16 protein-coding genes and 1 pseudogene are annotated in these 19,702 nt (G+C 68.9%); 8 read left to right on the top strand and 9 right to left on the bottom strand.

The features are described 5' to 3' along the window. Positions 1–780 (top strand): FAD/NAD(P)-binding oxidoreductase (locus JMF86_RS21820; protein WP_201317146.1); only part of this gene is annotated, 780 nt, incomplete at its 5' end. Between the two features lie 49 nt (positions 781–829). Here JMF86_RS21820 and JMF86_RS21815 read toward each other — a convergent pair. Continuing rightward, positions 830–1,774 carry a LysR substrate-binding domain-containing protein gene (locus JMF86_RS21815; RefSeq protein ID WP_011547920.1) on the bottom strand — a complete coding sequence of 315 codons (945 nt, stop codon included), beginning with the start codon at positions 1,772–1,774 and terminating at the stop codon, positions 830–832. A 164-nt stretch (positions 1,775–1,938) separates the two neighbouring features. Between JMF86_RS21815 and gtdA the strand changes: the two genes are divergently transcribed. The 6 genes and pseudogenes from gtdA to JMF86_RS35105 all read left to right on the top strand — a co-directional run. Continuing rightward, complete coding sequence (gtdA, locus tag JMF86_RS21810) at positions 1,939–2,982, top strand: gentisate 1,2-dioxygenase (RefSeq protein WP_011547919.1); 1,044 nt, start codon at positions 1,939–1,941, stop codon at positions 2,980–2,982. 87 nt (positions 2,983–3,069) lie between these two features. Next, entirely contained in the window at positions 3,070–3,768 is a 699-nt protein-coding gene (locus tag JMF86_RS21805) for a fumarylacetoacetate hydrolase family protein (RefSeq protein ID WP_011547918.1), read from the top strand. Between the two features lie 34 nt (positions 3,769–3,802). Beyond that, positions 3,803–4,444: a maleylacetoacetate isomerase gene (maiA, locus tag JMF86_RS21800; RefSeq protein ID WP_011547917.1), complete on the top strand. Its 642-nt coding sequence runs from the start codon at positions 3,803–3,805 to the stop codon at positions 4,442–4,444. Between the two features lie 32 nt (positions 4,445–4,476). Beyond that, on the top strand, positions 4,477–5,685 hold the full coding sequence (locus JMF86_RS21795; protein ID WP_011694693.1) for a 3-hydroxybenzoate 6-monooxygenase: 1,209 nt from the start codon (positions 4,477–4,479) through the stop codon (positions 5,683–5,685). 80 nt (positions 5,686–5,765) lie between these two features. Then, on the top strand, positions 5,766–7,127 hold the full coding sequence (locus tag JMF86_RS21790) for an aromatic acid/H+ symport family MFS transporter (protein WP_011547915.1): 1,362 nt from the start codon (positions 5,766–5,768) through the stop codon (positions 7,125–7,127). A gap of 55 nt (positions 7,128–7,182) precedes the next feature. Then, positions 7,183–7,411: pseudogene (locus tag JMF86_RS35105) on the top strand (PLP-dependent aminotransferase family protein); the annotation flags it as partial. Between the two features lie 84 nt (positions 7,412–7,495). Here the strand turns inward: JMF86_RS35105 and JMF86_RS21785 are convergent. From JMF86_RS21785 to JMF86_RS21775, 3 genes are all read right to left on the bottom strand, one after another. Further along, the gene (locus JMF86_RS21785; protein WP_011547913.1) at positions 7,496–7,774 is read right to left on the bottom strand and encodes a hypothetical protein; all 279 of its coding nucleotides are present in this window, start codon (positions 7,772–7,774) and stop codon (positions 7,496–7,498) included. Positions 7,775–7,870: 96 nt separating this feature from the next. After that, positions 7,871–9,256 carry a cytochrome-c peroxidase gene (locus tag JMF86_RS21780; protein ID WP_011547912.1) on the bottom strand — a complete coding sequence of 462 codons (1,386 nt, stop codon included), beginning with the start codon at positions 9,254–9,256 and terminating at the stop codon, positions 7,871–7,873. Beyond that, complete coding sequence (locus JMF86_RS21775; protein ID WP_011547911.1) at positions 9,253–10,716, bottom strand: metallophosphoesterase; 1,464 nt, start codon at positions 10,714–10,716, stop codon at positions 9,253–9,255. Before JMF86_RS21775 ends, JMF86_RS21780 begins: the two co-directional genes overlap by 4 nt. Positions 10,717–10,869: 153 nt before the next feature. On the opposite strand from JMF86_RS21775, the gene JMF86_RS21770 reads away from it, so the two are divergent. Beyond that, a complete protein-coding gene (locus JMF86_RS21770) occupies positions 10,870–11,718 on the top strand; it encodes a class I SAM-dependent methyltransferase (protein WP_011547910.1) in 849 nt (282 codons plus the stop codon). A gap of 102 nt (positions 11,719–11,820) precedes the next feature. On the opposite strand, the gene JMF86_RS21765 is transcribed toward JMF86_RS21770, so the two are convergent. The 5 genes from JMF86_RS21765 to JMF86_RS21745 form a co-directional block, all read right to left on the bottom strand. Further along, positions 11,821–12,132 carry a hypothetical protein gene (locus JMF86_RS21765; RefSeq protein WP_011547909.1) on the bottom strand — a complete coding sequence of 104 codons (312 nt, stop codon included), beginning with the start codon at positions 12,130–12,132 and terminating at the stop codon, positions 11,821–11,823. Further along, positions 12,129–14,150, bottom strand: coding sequence for a BCCT family transporter (locus JMF86_RS21760; protein WP_041489401.1), 2,022 nt, complete (start codon positions 14,148–14,150; stop codon positions 12,129–12,131). Before JMF86_RS21760 ends, JMF86_RS21765 begins: the two co-directional genes overlap by 4 nt. Before the next feature lie 298 nt (positions 14,151–14,448). Further along, positions 14,449–15,636: a porin gene (locus JMF86_RS21755; protein ID WP_011694709.1), complete on the bottom strand. Its 1,188-nt coding sequence runs from the start codon at positions 15,634–15,636 to the stop codon at positions 14,449–14,451. 113 nt (positions 15,637–15,749) lie between these two features. Further along, entirely contained in the window at positions 15,750–18,170 is a 2,421-nt protein-coding gene (locus JMF86_RS21750) for a glycoside hydrolase family 31 protein (protein WP_011547906.1), read from the bottom strand. A gap of 27 nt (positions 18,171–18,197) precedes the next feature. Next, the gene (locus JMF86_RS21745) at positions 18,198–19,469 is read right to left on the bottom strand and encodes an MFS transporter (protein ID WP_011547905.1); all 1,272 of its coding nucleotides are present in this window, start codon (positions 19,467–19,469) and stop codon (positions 18,198–18,200) included. Positions 19,470–19,702 lie beyond the last annotated feature (233 nt).

Genomic DNA, 19,702 nt, shown 5'->3' with positions numbered 1-19,702 from the left:
CAGGCCGGCGCACGCGTGTCGCACGTGCTCGAACAGGCCGCATGGGGCGACGTCGCCGGCTTCGGCGCGGGGCTGTGGCGCTGGCCGTCGAAGCTCGCGCAGGCCGCGAAGCTCGTCACGGCTGCTTATCGGCCGGCTGCGTACGTCGTCGAGGCATTCGGCGACCAGCGGCTCGAACGCGTGCGGATTCGTCAGGGCGATCGCGAATTCGACGTCGACTGCGACCGGCTCGCGTGCGGCTTCGGCCTCGTGCCGAATACCGTGCTGCCGCGTCATCTCGGCTGCCGGATCGAGCACGGCGCGGTGGCGGTCGACGCACACCAGCGCACGAGCCGCGACGGGTATTTCGCGGCAGGCGAGTGCACGGGCGTCGGCGGCAGCGAGCTGGCGATGGTCGAAGGCGAAATCGCCGGCTATGCGGCGACCGGGCAGACCGACCGACTGGCCGCGCTGGTCGCACGCCGTGCGCGCTGGCAGGCGTTCGCGGATGCCGTACGCGAGCGCTTCGCGATCCGCGCGCCGATCCGCCGGCTCGCGCGAGCCGACACGCTGCTGTGTCGTTGCGAAGACGTGCGGTTCGATGCGGTCGCACGGGAACCGGGCTGGACCGCCGCCAAACTGCAGTCGCGTTGCGGGATGGGCGCATGCCAGGGTCGCGTGTGCGGCGCGGCCGCGCAGGCGCTGTTCGGCTGGACACCGCCGGCGCCGCGCACGCCGCTGGTGCCCGCGCGGGTCGGCACGCTGATGCTCGACGGTACGGAATCCTGCGACGGCGCGTGACGTGTGCGGCGTCGCGGTGAAGCGGCCCGGTTCGCGCCTGTTACGCCGTTCACTCCACCTTCACGTTCTCCCATCCGCCGACCTGCGGCGCCGCACAGGCGCGCAGACACTCGATCGTTGCGGCCACGGCCGCGCGGTTCGCGCTGTCGGGGTGCCAGTACATCGACACCGCGCCCTGGCCCTCGAGCTCCATCGGCAGGATGCGGATCGCGTTCAGTTGCGCGAAGCGCCGCGCGGCGCGGTGCGACGCGACACCGAGCAGATCGGTGTTGTTCAGCAGCGTGAGGTTCAGGATCGACGAATTCGATTCGACGCAGTGCGGCGGCTGCACACGGCCGGCGGCGTGCAGCGCGGCTTCCAGCGCATTGTGGACGGGCGTGCCCGCCGGCCACACGATCCACGGATAGGCGAGCACGTCGTCCCAGCCGAGCGACGTCGCGCCGGCCAGCGCGTGGCCGGGCCGCGCGACGAACACGACCGGATCGACGTACAGCGCTTCGGCATGCAGCAGCGGATCGACGGACGTCGAGCCCGAGCGGCCGACGACGATATCGAGTTCGCTGCGCGCGAGCTGCGGCATCAGCTGGTTCATCGTGCTTTCGGTGAGCCGCACCTGCGCGCGCGGCATCCGTTTCAGCAACTGCGACACCGCGAACGGCACCGTGTCGGCCGCCGCGACGCCCGACGTGCCGATCGTCACGAGGCCGCTGCCGCCTTCGCGCAACGCGGCCATGTCGTCGCGCGCGATGTCGAGCTGCGCTTCGACGCGTCGCGCATGCTCGATCAGCGCTTCGCCGTAGGGCGTCGGCCTCAGCCCGCGCGCATGCCGCTCGAACAGCGGCAGCCCGACATCCTCTTCCAGCTCCTTCAGCCATTTCGACAGCGCCGGCTGCGTGGTCGCGAGCGCGACCGCCGACTGGCTCAGATTGCCGGTGCCGGCGAGGCTCAACAGTACTTGCAGGTGCCGCAGCCGCAGCCGGTGGGTCCAGTCCATTGCATGCCTCGTTGCGAGAAGGTATATCCAGAAATATATGGATCAGATGATTTGACCATTTTACCGGGTATGTCTGCGTCGAATATAAATCTGCTGACGGACTGCAGCACGGTCCCCGCCCCGACATAGCGCCGACGCCGATCGGCCGCCCCGAAGGAGACATCATGACGACCCATCCGGACGCGACGCGCGCCGCTTACTACGCACGGATCGCCGAGCAGCGCCTGGCGCCGCTGTGGGAATCGCTGCACAACCTCGTGCCGACCTCGCCGCAGCCGGCGGCGCAAGCCGCGATCTGGAAGTATGCGCAGATACGCGACCTCGTGATGCAGGCCGGCAGCGTGATCAGCGCGGAGGAAGCGGTGCGCCGCGTGCTGGTGCTGGAGAACCCCGGGCTGCCGGGCAAGTCGAGCATGACGCCGAACCTGTATGCAGGATTGCAATTGATCCTGCCGGGCGAGATCGCGCCGAGCCACCGTCATACGCAATCGGCGCTGCGCTTCATCGTCGAGGGGCGCGGCGCGTGGACGGCCGTGAACGGCGAGCGCACGACGATGCATCCGGGCGACTTCATCATCACGCCGTCGTGGGCGTGGCACGACCACGGCAATCCGTCGGTGGAAGACGGCGGCGAGCCGGTCGTGTGGCTCGACGGGCTCGATATCCCGTTGCTCGCGAACCTCGACGCCGGTTTCGCGGAGAACTATCCGGAAGTCGTGCAGCCGGTGAGTCGTCCGGAAGGCGACAGCTTCGCGCGCTTCGGTCACAACATGGTGCCGGTGCGGCATCGCGTGAGCGATCCGACGTCGCCGGTGTTCAGCTATCCGTATGCGCGCAGCCGCGAGGCGCTCGACGCGCTGTACCGGAACGGCGAACTCGATGCGTGGGACGGCGTGAAGCTGCGCTACGTGAACCCCGCGACGGGCGGCTGGCCGATGCCGACCATCGCCACCTTCATGCAGTTCCTGCCCGCCGGCTTCGACGGCCGCCCGTACCGTAGCACCGACGCGACGGTCTATTGCGTCGTCGAGGGCAGCGGCACCGCATCGATCGGCGACCAGGCATTCGCGTTCGCGCCGCACGACATCTTCGTCGCGCCGTCGTGGGCGCCGGTGCGGCTGTCGGCGTCGCGCGACAGCGTGCTGTTCAGCTATTCCGACCGGCCGGTGCTGTCCGCGTTGAACCTGCTGCGCGAAGCGCGCGACTGACGCCGGCTGCTTTCGATACTCCGTTTCCCGTGCGCCGCCGAGGTCGCGGCGCGCGCCCCTTCATTCATGCCCACGCTGGAGCCATTCATGACTTTCGTATTCCCGCCCGAAGCGCCGGTGGCGCTGCCCGTCGCCGGCAGCGACGCTCGATTCGCGGTACGCCGCGTCTATTGCGTCGGCCGCAACTACGCGGCCCATGCGCGCGAAATGGGCTTCGATCCCGATCGCGAGCCGCCGTTCTTCTTCTGCAAGCCGGCCGATTCGATCGTACCGGTGGCGTACGGCGACACGCTCGAGCTCGCCTATCCGTCGCAGACCCGGAACTATCACTACGAAGCCGAACTCGTCGCGGTGATCGGCAAGGGCGGCTCGGACATTCCGCTCGAGCGCGCGCTCGACCACGTGTGGGGTTACGCGGTCGGCCTCGACATGACGCGCCGCGACCTGCAGATGAAGATGCGCGAGATGGGGCGGCCGTGGGAAATCGGCAAGGCGTTCGACCGTTCGGCGCCGATCGGGCCCGTGCACCCGGCGCGCGACGTCGGTCATGTCGAGCAGGGCGGCCTGTGGCTGACCGTCAACGGCGCGACCAGGCAGAAGAGCGACGTGTCGCACCTGATCTGGTCGGTCGCGGAGACGGTGGCCGACCTGTCGAAGTTCTTCCGCCTCGAACCGGGCGACGTGATCTTTACGGGCACGCCCGAAGGCGTCGGCGCGGTGGTCGCGGGCGACGTGATGAAGGTCGGCGTCGAGCGTCTCGGCGAACTGACCGTGCGCGTGGTCTGACGCGCGTTCGTCGATTTCCTCGAAAGGTTACATCGTGCAACTGCATAGCTTTTTCAACAGTTCGACCTCCTACCGGGTGCGCATCGCGCTCGCGCTCAAAGGGCTGCCGTACGACACGCTGCCCGTGAACATCCGCACCGGCGAGCATCGCGACGCCGATTACGTCGCGCGGGTGAACCCGTCGGCCGCGGTGCCGGCGTTGACCGACGGCGATTTCCGTCTCGGCCAGTCGCTCGCGATCCTCGATTACCTCGACCAGATCCAGCCGACGCCTCGGCTGATCCCGCTCGAACCGTGGCGCCGAGCGCGCGTGCTGGAACTGGCGGCGCTGATCGCCTGCGACATCCATCCAGTCAACAACCTGCGCGTGCTGCGCTATCTCGACAGCGAACTGAAGGTCACGCCGCAGCAGAAGACCGCGTGGTACCGGCACTGGGTCGCGGAAGGGATGGCCGGCGTCGAGCGGCTGCTGGCCCGCGCGGATGACGGCCCGTGGTGCTTCGGCGATGCGCCGACGCTGGCCGACGTGTGTCTGGTGCCGCAGGTCGCGAACGCGTTGCGGATGGGTTGCGACCTGAGCGCGTATCCGCGCTGCCTCGCGGTGGTCGAGCACGCGCGGCACGAGCCGGCGTTCGAGGCCGCGCAACCGCAGCGGCAACCGGATTACGTCGCGTAACACGAATCGCGTACTAGAAGCAGGAGACGAACATGGACGAGACAATCAATAAAGGCCGGCGCGTACTCGTGATCGGCGGCGGTATCGGCGGGCTCGCGGCGGCGCTGGCGCTCGCGCGTCAGGGCATTCGCGTGAAGCTGCTCGAACAGGCCGAACGGATCGGCGAGATCGGTGCGGGCATCCAGCTCGCCGCGAACGCGTTCAATGCGCTCGATGCGCTGGGTGTCGGCGAGGCGGCACGCAGTCGAGCCGTATTGACCGACTGGCTGCAATTGATGGACGCGATCGATGCACGCGAGGTCGCCCGCATCGCTACCGGCGCCGCGTATCGCGAGCGCTTCGGCAATCCGTACGCGGTGATCCATCGCGCGGACATTCACCTGTCGATCTACGAGGCGGTCAAGGACCACCCGTTGATCGAATTCCGGACGAGCACGCAAGTGTGCGGCTTCGAGCAGGACGGCCGCGGCGTGACCGTGATCGACCAGCACGGCGAACGCTATCGTGCTGATGCGGTGATCGGCTGCGACGGCGTGAAATCCGCGATCCGTCAGGCGCTGATCGGCGACGCGCATCGCGTGACGGGCCACGTCGTGTATCGCGCGGTGGTGGACGTCGACGACATGCCGAAGGATCTGCGGATCAATGCGCCTGTCGTGTGGGCCGGCCCGCATTGCCATCTGGTTCACTATCCGCTGCGCGGCGGGCGGCAGTACAACCTCGTCGTCACGTTCCACAGCCGCGAGCAGGAGACCTGGGGCGTGCGCGAGGGCAGCAAGGAAGAGGTGCTGTCGTACTTCGACGGTGTCCATCCGCTGCCGAAGCAGATGCTCGATAGGCCGACGTCATGGAAGCGCTGGGCGACCGCCGACCGCGATCCGGTCGAGCGCTGGAGCGCGGGCCGCGCGACGGTGCTCGGCGACGCCGCGCATCCGATGACGCAATACATCGCGCAGGGCGCGTGCCAGGCGCTCGAGGACGCGGTGACGCTCGGCGCGGCCGTTGCGCAGACCGACGGCGATTTCGAGGCCGCGTTCGCGCTGTACGAACGCGTGCGGATTCCGCGCACCGCACGCGTGCTGTATTCGGCGCGCGAGATGGGGCGGATCTATCACGCGAAGGGTGTCGAGCGGCAGGTGCGCAACGGGCTGTGGGTCGGGCGCACCGATGCGCAGTTCTACGACGCGCTCGACTGGCTGCACGGCTGGCGTGCGGAGGATTGCCTGAAGACGGTCGTATAACGCACCCGTTCAGCCCGATTCCGGCGGCGCGCATTTCAACGACAGACGACGCGCGCCGCCTTCCTGGAGGAGACACCATCATGGCCGATACGCCGTCCATCGACGTCAGCGAATGGATCGACCGGCATCGCATTGCGCCGTTTCAGGCCGCGATCGTCGTCCTGTGCTTTCTGATCGTCGCGATCGACGGATTCGATACCGCGTCGATCGGATTCATCGCACCCGTCATTCGCTCGGAATGGGGCCTGTCGCCTGCGCAGCTCGCGCCGGTATTCGGCGCGGGATTGGCCGGGCTGATGGCCGGCGCGCTCGTATTCGGGCCGTTCGGCGACCGGTTCGGCCGCAAGCGGCTGCTGCTCGCATGCGTGGCGTGCTTCGGCATCGCGAGCGCCGCGTCGGGGAGCGCGGGCGGCCTGACCGAGCTGATCGTGTGGCGCTTCGTGACCGGGCTCGGGCTCGGCGGCGCGATGCCGAATGCGATCACGCTGACGTCCGAATACTGTCCGGCGCGACGTCGCTCGCTGCTCGTGACGACGATGTTCTGCGGTTTCACGATCGGCTCCGCGCTCGGCGGCCTCGCGGCCGCGTCGCTGATCGAGCACCACGGCTGGCGCGCGGTGCTGGTCGTCGGCGGCGTGGCGCCGCTGCTGCTCCTGCCGCTGCTCGCGTGGCGACTGCCGGAATCGGTGCGCTATCTCGTCAACCAGGGCGCGCCGTCCGCGCGGATCGCGACGCTGCTCGGTCGTATCGCGCCGGGTCCGCACCTCGCGCATGCGTCGTTCATCGCGCCCGCCGGCAAGCCGGCCGGGTCGCCGCTCGGGCGGCTGTTCGCCGCCGACCTGCTGCGCGGCACGCTGCTGCTGTGGCTCACGTTCTTCATGAGCCTGCTCGTCATCTACCTGCTGTCGAGCTGGTTGCCGACGTTGCTGCGCACGACTGGCGCGACGTTGCAGACGGCTGCACGCGTGACCGCGATGTTCCAGGTCGGCGGCACGCTTGGCGCGATCGTCCTGGGCTGGCTGATGGACCGCTTCGATCCGCATCGCGTGCTGGCCTGCAGCTATGCGGCGGCCGGCGCCTGCGTCGCGGCGATCGGCGTGTTCGCCGCGTCGCCGTGGGGTGCGGCGCTTGCGGTATTCGCCGCCGGCTTCTGCGTATCGGGCTCGCAGGTCGGGGCGAACGCCTTGTCGGCCGCGTTCTATCCGACCGAGTGCCGGACGACCGGCGTGAGCTGGGCGAACGGGATCGGTCGTGGCGGCTCGGTGGTCGGCTCGATGGCGGGCGGCGCGATGCTGGCGATGGGCGTGCCGCTGTCGACCGCGTTCGCCGTCGTTGCCGCGCCATGCGTGATCGCGGCGGTCGCGGTGCTGACGCTCGGCGTGGTTCGCGCCGGTGCGGCACGCGTGGCGGCCGCCGACGGGATGGCGGGCAGGCAGGCCTGATCGAAGGCGGGGCGGTTCGATTGCCGATTCGGTAAGCGGCGCGATGTTGCCGTAGCTCGCGTTGCCGGCAGACGTGTGCTTCGATGCGCTGTTCTGACGCCGCGCTGACGCATGGAGTCAAGATCGCGCCCGGTTCGATCTCCTCGAATTCGGACCGTTTCGCCGGCTATATCCGGCTGGCGTGCAAGCGCGTATCCGATGTGTCCGACGCATCCGATGCGGTGCATGAGACAGCGTTCGACACACTCGCCCGCCTCGTACGGGAAGCCATGGCGGCCGCGTGAGCGCGACGGCGGCGGCCGGCCGGACTTCCGAATACGCGAGTGCTCCGGCCGGACGCGGTACCGAAGCGGCAAGCCGTCGCCATTTCATCGGCCGACCGAGTGCGTGGCGAGGTGCTGGCGAATCAGCGACAGGTAACGGTCGCCGACCGAGAAATCGCGTGCGGCGCGCGGCCGGGCGGCGGCCGGCCGCAGCGTGGCCGGCGCGCTCATGCCCAGATATCGGCACACGGCGGACGGGAAGGGCTTGCGCGTATGCCCGAGCTGACGCGCCGCGCGTTCGACGCGGGCATCGCCGACCTGGGCTCGAAGCCACGCCAGCACTTGGCGATCGGTTTCGTTGACGATACGGACCAGATGTTCCATCGCGCGCCTCACTGTTCATAAATACAGTACTGTAAATATAACCAGTATTTGCGCTGACCGCAAGCGGGCGTGCGTCGGCTGGCCGTTCGGCCAGGGTCAGCGCACCGGCGCGGCGGCTCGCGTGATCCGGGCCGCGGCGGCGGCCGGGGCGGCGCGGCCGGTATAGCGCGCGTCGGTCAGCGTGCCGAGGAACGCGACGATGTCGTCGATTTCCGCGTCGGTGAGCGCGGGCGGCGTGCCGGGCCGGCGGTTCATCGGCGTCGAGTTGACGTTGATGTTGCCCCGATAGGCGGCCGGCACGTCGTCGAACGTTTGGGCGCCGTGGTACCAGAAGCCGGGATCGGTCGAGCGCGTGTTGTAGAACGCGACGGCGTCGCGCAGCGTCGTGAATACACCGTTGTGCATGAACGTCTGCTTGACCGCGACGTTGCGCAGCCCCGGCGTGCGCAGGTAGCCGCACCATTGCGTCGGTTCGGGCCAGCGCAGCCGACGCGCGGTGTCGCACAGCCCGTTGTCGAAATGGCGCGGATCGCGGTTCGCGGGCAGCGCGCGATTGCGCGGCACCGCGATCGCGTCGTAGCCGAAATCGGTGAACAGCGAGCGCTCCGGGCGGCTCGACGTGTCCGACAGCGTATGGCAGGTCATGCAATTGCCCTTGTCGGGATTCCGGAACAGCGCGAGGCCGCGCATCTCGGCCGGCGCGAGCGGCTTGCGCGTGCGCAGGAACGCATCGAAGCGCGACGTGAACGGCGCCATCTCGTCGCTCTGCAGATAGGCTTCGACGGCCGAACCCAACGCGCGCACCAGTTGCTCGGGGTCGCGGCGCACCGGCGCGCCGAAGCGCGCGGCGAGATCGGGCGCGAGTTCGGTCGCGTTGACCTTGCGCAGCAGCGCGGCCGGCGACCGGTTGTTCATCTCGTTCGGATCGAACAGCGGCCCGCGGATCTGCTCGGCGAGCGTATCCGCGCGGCCGTCGCTGAACAGGCCGCCGAACGGCGACGGCGCGGGCGCGTCGTCGTCCTGGTAGAAGTGGCGGCGCGGCACGTAGCGCACATAGAGCAGCGACGGCGCATTGCGCTGGCTGAAGCGCCCGGGCCGGCTGCCTTCCGGCACGCCGGGCCCCGCGAGCGATGCAGCCGACAGCGTCGGCGCGAACGCGCGACCCGGATCGTGGCAGCCCGCGCACGACATGCCGCGCGGCTCGGACAGCCGCGGGTCGAAGAAGATGCGGCGGCCGAGCGCGACGAGCGTCGGGTCCGGCGCGAAGCGCGCGGTGGCTGCGTCGATCTTGCCCGTCACCTGCGGCGTGCCGTTGCCGATCGTGTCGACGACGCGCGATGGCGGCGCGCCGGGAAGCAGGACCGTTTCGGCCGGTGCGGCGTGGGCCGCCAGCGTCAGACCGGCGAGCAGGGGTGCGACAAGCGTGCGCAACGTCTGCCGGCCGCGCCCCCTGCGGCCTTCATATCGAACTGCTTCACTCACGGCGCGATGAACCCCGTCTTGTCGCAGGCGAGCGTCCTGCCCGACTGGTTGCACGACGCCAGTCGCTTGCCGGCCGCCGAATACGCATGGAACACCCAGCCCGTCGCCGGCGCGGCGTTGCGCTCCATGATCAGGAAGCCGAAGCTGTTGTTGTGCGACAGCCGCTCGATCACGGCGCCCGGCGCGGGTGTCAGGCCGGCCGGGAACGGGTCGGGCAGCGCGACGTCGAGGTTGTCGCCGCCGTTGCCGGACACGATCGTCGCCGGGTGCCCGGACGAGAAGTTGATCGCCTGGAAATCGTGCACGTGGCCATGCAGCGCGACGTGCACGCCCGGCGGGTAGTACGCCTGCGCGTTGAGGCTCGACATCACCGACTGCAGCGCGAGGTTGCCCGGCGCCGGCGTGCTGCCGGCGATCGGTGCGAACGCGAGGATCGGGTGATGGTTCGTGAAGATCGTCGTCGTCATGCCGGCTTTCGACGCGAGCGATGCGACCGTCTGGAATTGTTTCTGGTAGATGCCGAACTGCGCGTCGGTCGTCTTCAGCGGCGTGCGGCCGACCTTCGCGGTGTCGAACACGATCACCTGCGAGCCGCCGCCGAGCGACACCGCATAGGGTTCCGAATAGTTCGCGTTGTTGTCGTTGGCCGGATCGTCGCACGAGCGGGCGGCTGAATACGGGCGCGGGTCGAGGAAGCGGAACCAGCCCTGGCCCGCCCGTGCGCATTCCTCGTGGTTACCGCGCACGACGACCCACGGCGCCTTCGCGAGTAGCGGCGCGGCCGGGCGGAACAGGTCGGCTTGCCACGTATCCCAGCCGTAGCCCCACGGGCTGTCCTTGCAGCCGGCGATGTCCGGCGGGCACGCGTTCTCGCGATAGTGATAGTCGCCGACGTGCAGCACGAGATCGGGCGACAGCTTCGCGACACTGGCCGCGATCGTGTCGAGCGGCCAGACCGCGGCATCGTTGCACGCCTGCCATGCGTTGTCGGCCTTCTTCATCCGGCAGCCCGTGTCGGCGATGATCGCGATGCGCTGCGGCTGCGCTTTCGGCAGCGGCAGCGTGCGGCCCGCGACGCTCGCCGCCTGGGCGCCGGCCGGCAGTGTGGCCTCGCACACGGACACCGGGAAGCTCGACGGCTTCGAATCGGCCGGATCGCTGGCGGTCGGCCGCTGGGCGACGGTCGCGGCGCCCGCGCGCAGCGTCATGCGCGACACCTTGTCGTCGACGGTCAGTTGCGGGCACAGCGGATCGCTGGCCGACGCGGGCGTGTAGTTCGTGATCACGCGCGCGATCGCCTGGTTCGCGTCGCCGATCTCGACCCATGCGGCCTGAACGTTGGCCGAGGCGCTGGCCGGATCGTCGGGCGTATCGATGTGATTCGAGCACGCGGACAGCGCGGCGAGGGCAGCAAGGGGAGCGCAGCGCACGAGCAGCGCGCGCGTGAGGAGTCGTCGCATGGGAGGGAGGCACCGTAGGAAAGTCGTCAACGATACGCAGCGCGAATGTAAGAAATGTGAAAAGCGGGGCGTGTCCTGGCTGACCCTTGACTTCAAGCCGGCTTGAAGCAGCACAGTCCGGTTCGTCATCAATGAATCGGAAGGGGATCGACGATGGAAGCCAACCGGCCCAACGAAGCGCAATCCGCGCTCTGGAACGGTCCGTCAGGGCGCGCGTGGGTCGATGCGCAGGCGCCGCTGGACCGGATGTTCGAGCCGTTCGAGCCGCTGCTGGCGGAGGCCGCGGCAGCATCGTTTGCCACGCGCGTGCTCGATGTCGGCTGCGGCACCGGCGCGGTTACGCTCGCGATCGCGCGGCGGCTCGGTGCGAGCGCGCAGTGCACGGGCATCGACATTTCGGCGCGGATGATCGATGCCGCCCGGGCGCGTGCCGAACGCGGCGGCGTGCCCGCCCGGTTCGTGTGCGCGGACGTGCAGACGCATGCGTTCGAGCCGGCGAGCGTCGACCTGATCGTGTCGCGTCTCGGCGTGATGTTCTTCGACGATCCGGTACGGGCGTTCGCGAACCTGCGGCAGGCGGCGCGGCCGGGCACGCCGATGCGGTTCGTCGCGTGGCGCGGCGCGGCCGACAACCCGTTCATGACGACGGCCGAGCGGGCGGCCGCGCCGCTGCTGCCGAACCTGCCCGTGCGGCAGCCCGGCGCACCGGGCCAGTTCGCGTTCGGCGACCGGCAGCGGATCGCGTCGGTGCTGTCGGACAGCGGCTGGGCCGACGTTGCGATCGAGCCGGTCGACCGGGTGTGCGTGCTGCCGGAATCCGCGCTGGACGACTACATTGCCCGGCTGGGCCCGGTGGGTCTTGCGTTGCAGGAAGCGGACGAAGCGACGCGGCGGCGCGTGGTCGATGCGGTGCGTGCCGCGTTCGGGCGTCACGTGCACGGCGCGGAGGTGCGCTTCGATGCGGCGTGCTGGCTCGTGACGGCGCGCGCGCCGTTCGCATGACGCGTAACGTGAAAGCAGCGGATCAAGGCCGGGGCGGTGGCCTGTTCGCCCCGCACGTGGCCGTGCCCGTGTGACGAAGCGGGGCCATGCGACCCGCGTGCGTCAGCGCTTCCGCGCGCGTAGCATCAGCCAAGCGCAGCCGCCGGCCGCCAGCACGAGGCCGAGCAGGACGGCCTCGGCGCCGAGCGCGAAACCGGGCGGCATGTCGCCGCTGTTCGGCACCGGCGCCAGATTGCCGGCCATCGCGACGGCGCCGCCGGCGAGCAGCGCCGCGCAGACGATCCAGTAGATCTTGCCGGGCAGTGCCGCGGCGCGGATTCGCCACAGCGCGATGCCGGCGCCGCCGAGGTACAGCACGGCGAGCGTGCCGAGCGCGATGATGTCGGCCGCGCGGCTTTGCAGCAGCCCGCTCATTCGGCCTCCGTCGCGTGCCCCGGTGCCCGGCTCAGCAGATGCGTGCGGGTGTCTGCCGCGAGCGACACGTAGCGTTCATATTGGCGCAGCACGTCGGCGATCACTTCGTCGCCGCGCAGGTATTCGATGTCGTAGCCGAGCCGGCCGTCCTCGAAGAACGTGACGATGCCATGGACATGCGCACGCGTCTCGTCCGGCTCGGCCGCCTCGCGCACCAGGAACGCGGCCGCGGATTTCGCGGTGACGCGCACGCCGTACACGAAATCGCGGTGTTCGGCGGTCGGTACGGTGAGCCGCACTGCATCGTCGCTGTCGCGCTGCACGTGCGCATCGACGCCGCTCGCGCGCAGCTCGTCGGCGACCTTGCGCAGCGCGGGTTCGACCGTTTCCGCGACGAACTGGCGCGCCTCGGCCTCGGTCGTCTGCCGCAGGATGTGCGTCAGGCGATGGCGCCAGTGCTGGCCGGTCCAGAAGCTCGTTGCAGGCGCAACGTCCTGCGAGTAGTGCGCGCGGTCGGCCGCGAGCCCGCGCCACAGCCCGTAGCACAGCGCGAGCATGATGATGGCGACCGGCAGCGCGGCGATCAGCGTCATCGCCTGCAGCGCGCCGAGCCCGCCCGCGACGAGCAGCACCGCGGCCGTCACGCCGAGCAGCGCGGCCCAGAACAGCCGCTGCCAGACCGGCGAATGCGCATTGCCGCGCGTCGCGATCTGGTCGATCACGAACGCGCCCGAATCGGCGGACGTGACGAAGAACACCGCGATCAGCACGATCGCGACGATCGACAGCAGTTGCGGCAACGGCAGGAAATCGAAGAAGCGGAACAGCAGCGCATCGACGTTGGTCGCCGTCTGCGCGAGCGCGCCGGCCGCGCCGTGCGTATCGAGCCAGATCGCGCTGTTGCCGAACACGGTCATCCACACGAGGTTGAACGCGGTCGGCACGAGCAGCACGCCGATCACGAACTGGCGGATCGTGCGGCCGCGCGAGATGCGCGCGATGAACATGCCGACGAACGGCGACCACGACACCCACCACGCCCAGTAGAGGATCGTCCAGCCGCCGAACCAGCCTTCCTCGCGCGGCGGCGCGTACGCATAGGTGCGGAACGACAGGTCGACGAGGCTCGACAGGTACTGGCCGATGTTGTCGCCGAGCGCGCGCAGCAGAAAGGCCGTCGGGCCCGCGACCACCACGAAGGCGAGCAGCAGGAATGCGAGCAGCAGGTTCAGTTCGGACAGCCGGCGCACGCCCTTGTCGAGGCCGGTCGCGGCCGATACGCCCGCGAGGACCACGACCGCCGCGACGAGCCCGATGCGGAACAGGTTGCTGCCCGTGTCCCATCCGGCGACCGTATGCAGGCCCGCGCTCAGCTGCATCACGCCGTAGCCGAGCGTCGTTGCGATCCCGGCGACCGTGCCGACCAGCGCGAACGCATCGACGGTGTGGCCGATCCAGCCGTTGATGCGCTCGCGCAGCACCGGATACAGCCCGGAGCGCAGCGTCAGCGGCAGGTTGTAGCGGAAGCCGAAGTACGCGAGCACGAGCCCCATCAGCCCGTAGATCGCCCACGCATGGAAGCCCCAGTGGAAGAAGGTCATCAGCATCGCCTCGCGCGCGGCGGCGGGCGTGCCGGGGTCGACGGTGGGCGGCTTCAGGAAATGCTGCATCGGCTCGCCGACGCCGAAGTACATCAGGCCGATGCCCATGCCGGCCGCGAACAGCATCGCCGTCCACGACACGAAGCTGAATTCCGGTTCGGCATCGTCGGGGCCGAGCCGGATATTGCCGAAGTCGCTGGCGGCGATCAGCACGAGAAACACGAGGAAGCCGGTGACGGCGAGCACGTAGAACCAGTCGAACCGGGCGATAACCCATTGCTGGCCGGCGGAGAACAGTGCGCCGGCTTCGCTCGGGTGCAGTGCGCACACGACGAGTAGCGCGCCGATCACGGCGAGCGCGGGCAGGACGACCTGCGGCTTGAATGTCGTGCGGGGCGAGGGACGGGAATCCGGCATGGCGGGCATCCAGTTGTGGGCGCAACGAGGCGCGACGCCGCCCGGCGCGCACCTTGCGCGTCGGACCCTGATACGGCGTGCGTCGAGTGTACCGCGGTGTCAGGACTGCAAGAAGGGGCATGCAGAAGGGTAAACCTGACGAATTGTAAGGTGTCGGGGCGATCGAGAAAACCCGCGCGGTGTGCGCGGCGGGCCGGCGGGGCGGGGAAAACGCAGCGACGGACGCCCGGACGGCGCACGCACGGCATGCGCATCGTCCGGGCAAGGGGCGGCGCGAGGAAGGCGTCGCCAGGCGGGTTCAGAACGTGACGGCGATCCCGGCCATGCCGACGAACTGGCCATGCGTCGTCGACGGCGTGAGCTGCTGCGAATCGCCGACGATCGGCGCCGCGTCGACGATGTGCCCGGCGCCTTGCGCGCCGAGCGTCTGCCCGCTCGAATGCGTGTACGCCTGCAGCGCGTAGAGCGTCGTGCGTTTCGACAGGCTGTACGACTCCTTCAGCGAATATTGTTGATAGCGGGCCGCGCTCGCGACACCGTTCGCCTTCGATGCGAGCGTGTACGCGAATGCGCCGGCCACCGAGAACGTCGGCGTGAAGCGGTATGCGGCAAGCGCGCCGTAGGTGTTGAACACGGCCGTGTCGGTGAACGCCGAGCCGTTGCCGGGCAGGTACTTCACGTTCGAATAGTTGAGCCCCATCGTCAGGTCGCCGAGCGTGTAGTTGCCGGCCGCCGCCACCTGTTCGACCGCTTTCGCGCTCAGGTAGCCCTGGTTCAGCACGGACACCGCGAAGCTGCCCGACGATGCGGTGGCCGGGTTCAGGAAGCCCGCGGACGAGCCCGAGCTGTTGATCCGCAGGTAGCCGGCCGCGATCCCGATCGGCCCGTTCGCGTAGCGCAGCGCGGCGCTGAACGTGTTGCCCTTGCCGGTCGCGCCCGCAATGCCGCCGAATGCGTACATCGCGCTCGCGGTCAGCCCGGCGAAGGTCGGCGACGTATAGGTAACCGAATTGTTCACGCGGATCGTGGTGTCGAGGCCGTCGATGTCGCCCGGATGCGCGCCGGTGGCGCCGGTCAGCCAGCTGCTCGACGCGTACGGGCCGACGAACAGGAAGTAGGGCGTGTACTGGCGACCGGCCGTGACCGTACCGTAGCTGGCGTTGCGCAGGCCGACGAAGGCCTGGCGATTGAATAGCGTGCCGGCGGCGGCCTGCGCGCCCGTATTCAGGTTGAAACCGGCCTGCAGGTCGAAGATCGCGTGCGTGCCGCCGCCGAGATCCTCGTCGCCGCGCAGCCCGAACTTCGACGCATACAGGTTGCCGTCGCGCATGTAGATGTTCGAGTGCCCCTGCTGGTTGTTCACGTACGCGAGCGAATCGTCGACCACGCCGTACAGCGTGACGCTGCTCTGTGCGTGGGCGGCGGTCGTGCCGAGCGAGGCGGCCGATAAAATCAGGATTGCATAACGGTTGACGGGTGCTTTCATGCTCGATCTCCAGGTCTCTTCATCTTTTCAAGGGGGCGGGAGGCTGAATGCCTCCTCTGTGGCAGGCGGCGAGCCGCGCGAACGGCCCGCCTGATCGGGTTGGCTTCAGTGGTTCATTGATCGAACGCGACGACGAGGCGGCGCCACGCGCCGTCCTGCGCATCCTGCTCGACACGCGCGCCGCGCACGGCAATCGCGCCTTGCAGCGACGCGGGCAGCAGGATTTCGACGCGGTCGGACGGACGTGCCGGGTGGCCGTCCCAGCGGACCGACACGCCGAGCACGCCAGATGCCTCGCGGCCGGTCTCGATGCGCCACAGGCCGTATTCGCCGTCGCGCCATGCTTCGGTCTCGCCATCGTCCTCCACGCATTCGCCGTACGCGACGCCGTCCTCGATCCGCGGTGCGACGAGGAAGCCACGCGTGTCGGCGCGCGTACCGAAATGCTGTTCCGCGACGTTCAGCGGCAGCACGCGGCCTTCGCGCAGCAGCATCACCGGCGTGTCGAGCGGTGCGGGGAGCGTCACGCTCGCGCCGCCGTCGAACGACTGCGCGCTCGCGCAGCACGTCCAGCGTGCGCCCGACGGCAGGTACACCGTGCGTTCGGTCTGGCCGGGCTCGACGACCGGCGCGACCAGCAGCGCGTCGCCGAGCATCATGTCGTCGCACGCGTCGTAGCAGCGCGCATCGCCGGGGAAATCGGCGAGGGTCGACCGCAGCACGGGCTCGTAGCGCGTCGTGGACAGCCACAGCAGGTGATAGAGGTACGGCAGCAGCCGGTAGCGCTGCTTGATCAGCGACGCGATCTGCGCGGTGATCTCGGGGTACATCCACGGTTCGTTGACGGTGCCGTCGTCGTTCCATGAGTGGATGCTGAAGCGCGGCATGAAGATGCCGAACTGCACCCAGCGCAGCAGCAATTCGGGCGACGGCGCAGGGCCCGAGAAGCCGCCGATGTCGTGGCCGATGTTCGACACGCCCGACAGCGCGAGGCCGAGGCCCATCTTCAGGTTGTAGCGCAGCGTTTCCCACGACGTGTAGTTGTCGCCCGACCACGTCTGCACGTAGCGCTGCATGCCCGCGCCGCCCGAGCGCGACACGAGGAACGGCCGCCGCGCCGGCGCATGTGCGCGCTGCGCGTCGCGCGACGCGCGCATCATCAGCATCGTCTGCAGCACCTTCGCCTCGCGCGCCGGGAACGGCTGGCCGAAGCCGTGCGCGATCGCGTCGGGCGACCAGATCTCGTATTCGTTGTTGTCGTTCCAGGTCGATTCGATCCCGTATTCCAGCAGCGCCGACGTGACCTGCTCGCGCCACCAGCGGTACGCGTCCGGCTGCGTGAAATCGATGTACGCGCCGACTTCGTCCCAGAACTGCACCCATGCGGGCTCGCCCGATGCGGAACGGATCAGCAGCCCGCGCCGCGCGGCGTCGTCGAACGCGGGATGGTCGCGCAGCAGGCACGGCTTGATGTTCGCGCACAGGCGGATGCCGTTGTCGCGGTAATGCTGCACGAAGCCTTTCGCATCGGGAAACTTGTCGCGGTTCCAGTTGAACACGTAGCGCTTCGCGCCGATCGACGTATAACCCGATGACAGGTGGAACGAATCGCACAGGATGTCGTGCGTGTCGCACTGCTCGACGAACTGGTTCATCTGCTGCTGCGCGTCCGGCGCGTCGGTGTAGCTCATCGTGGAGCCCGAATAGCCGAGCCCCCATTTCGGCGTGCGCGCGGGGCGCCCGGTGAGCCACGTGAAGCGCCGCGCGGCCGCGAGCGGCGTAGCGGGCGACGCGATGAAGTAGTAGTCGAGATCGCCGTGTTCGGCGACGAAGTAGCGATAGAGCCCGTGGTAGTTGTCGAGCTCGCGGCCCATGTCGAACGCGCAGTCGGACAGCGTGTCGTAGAACAGCCCGAAGCCCTGGCCCGCATCGGGCGACCACGTGATGTAGAACGGGATGTGCTTGTACAGCGGGTCGGTGTGCTTCGCGCTGTAGCCCATCGCGTCGATGTTGCGCATCTCGAAGCGGGCGCCCGTGCGATCGAGTTCGCCCGCGCGTTCGCCGAGGCCGAACACCTGGTCGCCGCGCTCGCGGGCGACGTAGTGATACGCGCGATCGTCCCACCAGCCGAAGTTGTACGCCTGCGTCGCGCGGTCGGCGAGCGCGACGCGCCATGCGCCGTCCGCGCCGCGCAGCGACCACGTGCAGTGGCCGCCTTGCCGGCGCACCGCGAGCCGGATCTGCGCGGTTTCGATGCGCACGGCGTCGTCGTCCTCGGCGAAGTCGTAGTGGGGTAGCGTGAAGTCGCTCAGGTCGAGGCGGTCGCGCCCGTCGAGCGGCACGTCGTCGAGGCCCGGCGCGATCGTCCACGTGCGCGGGGTGCGCGCCGTCGCGTCGGGCAGCACGCGTACCCGCACGATGTCGTCCTCGAGCACGAAGATTTCGACGGTGGCGCCCGTCTCGGACGCGAGCAGTACGCGGTTCGCGTGGTGGCTGGCGACGCGGAACACGGGCGGATGAAGGAGCGAAGTCATGAAGGCGGTTCCTGGTGAAAACGGATGTCAGGCGTGCTGCGCGAGCAGGCGTTCCTGTTTCGACTGGCCGCGGATCAGCAGCGCGAGCAGCGTGACGCCGATGATGTCGAACAGGCCGAGGCACGCGAACAGCGGCGCATAGCCGATCTTGTCGGCGAGCGCGCCGACCAGCAACGAGAAGCCGAGGCCGCCGATCCACGCGGCCATCCCGGCGAAGCCGCTCGCGGTGCCGACTTCCTCGGGGTCGAACACGTCGGCCGACAGCGTGTTGACGAGCGCGGAGATCATCTGGTGCGCGAAGCCGCCGACGCAGAACAGCGCGATCGCGGTGTACGGCGACGACGCGAGCCCGATCATCGCCGGCCCGAGCATCAGCAGCGCGCCGAGCGCGACGCCCGCGACGCGCGACCACACGAGCGGCAGCTTGAAGCGATTCGCGAGGTAGGGCGACAGGTAGCCGCCCGCGATGCCGCCCAGGTCGGCCGCGAGAAACGGCATCCACGCGAACACCGCGATCTGCGTGAGCGGCATGTGGCGCTCGGTCGCGAGGTACAGCGGAATCCAGAAGCTGAAAGTTTGCCACGCGGGTTCCGCGAAGAAGCGCGGCAGCGCGATCGCCCAGAAACGTCGGGCGGTGACGACGTCGCGGATACGGCGCTTCGACACGGGCGGCATCGTGGCCTGGCCGTCGCGGATCAGCGTGCGTTCCTGCGGCGTGATGCGCGGATGGTCGGCCGGCGACCGGTACTGCGTGTACCAGAGGGCGGCCCAGACGAACCCGAGCGCGCCGGTGGCCATGAACGCGGCCTGCCAGCCGAACCGCATCGACAGGAACACGACGAGCGGCGGCGCGATCGCGGCGCCGAGCGACGTGCCCGCGTTGAAGTAGCCGACCGCGACGGATTTCTCGCGATCGGGAAACCATTCGGCGACGGCCTTCATTCCCGACGGAATCGCGGCGGCCTCGAACAGGCCCAGCAAGCCGCGCAGGATGCCGAGCGACAGCCAGCCCGACGCGAAGCCATGCGCGACGCCGACCACCGACCACAGCATCGCGAACAGCGCGAACCCGAGCCGCAGCCCGATCAGGTCGACGATGAACCCGCATACCGGCTGCATGATCGTGTAGCCGATCTGGAACGCGCCGACGATGTACGAGTACTGCTGCGTCGAGATCGCGAACACCTGCTTGAGCTCGGGCGCGAGCACCGCGAGGGAATTCCGTGCGAGGTAGTTGAGGATCGTGCCGAGACACACGAGCACGATGATCCACCAGCGCAACGCCTTGACTGTCTTCACTGCTGTCTCCTGTCAGGGAGGGCGGGCGCGCGGCGCCTGCCCGGTCCGTGAGGGCCATCCGTTCGGGACGGCTTGTTTCGTTTATTCGTACGATGTCCGATCTTGATGTCCGCCGGTTTTGCCGGTTTATATCGAAATCACGGTGTTCGAGCGAACATTTCGTCGTCATCAACCTGCAATGTTATCTGACGACTGATCATTTTCGAACATCCTATGTTCGAATGCGAATCCGG

The sequence above is a fragment of the Burkholderia sp. E168m15 genome (assembly GCF_016586105.1).
GTDB lineage: Bacteria > Pseudomonadota > Gammaproteobacteria > Burkholderiales > Burkholderiaceae > Burkholderia > Burkholderia orbicola.
This window is presented reverse-complemented; position numbering and strand designations above follow the sequence as displayed.

Coding starts and splice junctions, on each gene's coding strand:
- JMF86_RS21760 (WP_041489401.1), bottom strand. CDS start 14,150: ATGCCGGATTCCCGTCCCTCGCCCCGCACGACATTCAAGCCGCAGGTC.
- JMF86_RS21795 (WP_011694693.1), top strand. CDS start 4,477: ATGGACGAGACAATCAATAAAGGCCGGCGCGTACTCGTGATCGGCGGC.
- gtdA (WP_011547919.1), top strand. CDS start 1,939: ATGACGACCCATCCGGACGCGACGCGCGCCGCTTACTACGCACGGATC.
- JMF86_RS21815 (WP_011547920.1), bottom strand. CDS start 1,774: ATGGACTGGACCCACCGGCTGCGGCTGCGGCACCTGCAAGTACTGTTG.
- JMF86_RS21770 (WP_011547910.1), top strand. CDS start 10,870: ATGGAAGCCAACCGGCCCAACGAAGCGCAATCCGCGCTCTGGAACGGT.
- JMF86_RS21750 (WP_011547906.1), bottom strand. CDS start 18,170: ATGACTTCGCTCCTTCATCCGCCCGTGTTCCGCGTCGCCAGCCACCAC.
- JMF86_RS21805 (WP_011547918.1), top strand. CDS start 3,070: ATGACTTTCGTATTCCCGCCCGAAGCGCCGGTGGCGCTGCCCGTCGCC.
- JMF86_RS21755 (WP_011694709.1), bottom strand. CDS start 15,636: ATGAAAGCACCCGTCAACCGTTATGCAATCCTGATTTTATCGGCCGCC.
- JMF86_RS21765 (WP_011547909.1), bottom strand. CDS start 12,132: ATGAGCGGGCTGCTGCAAAGCCGCGCGGCCGACATCATCGCGCTCGGC.
- JMF86_RS21775 (WP_011547911.1), bottom strand. CDS start 10,716: ATGCGACGACTCCTCACGCGCGCGCTGCTCGTGCGCTGCGCTCCCCTT.
- JMF86_RS21785 (WP_011547913.1), bottom strand. CDS start 7,774: ATGGAACATCTGGTCCGTATCGTCAACGAAACCGATCGCCAAGTGCTG.
- JMF86_RS21790 (WP_011547915.1), top strand. CDS start 5,766: ATGGCCGATACGCCGTCCATCGACGTCAGCGAATGGATCGACCGGCAT.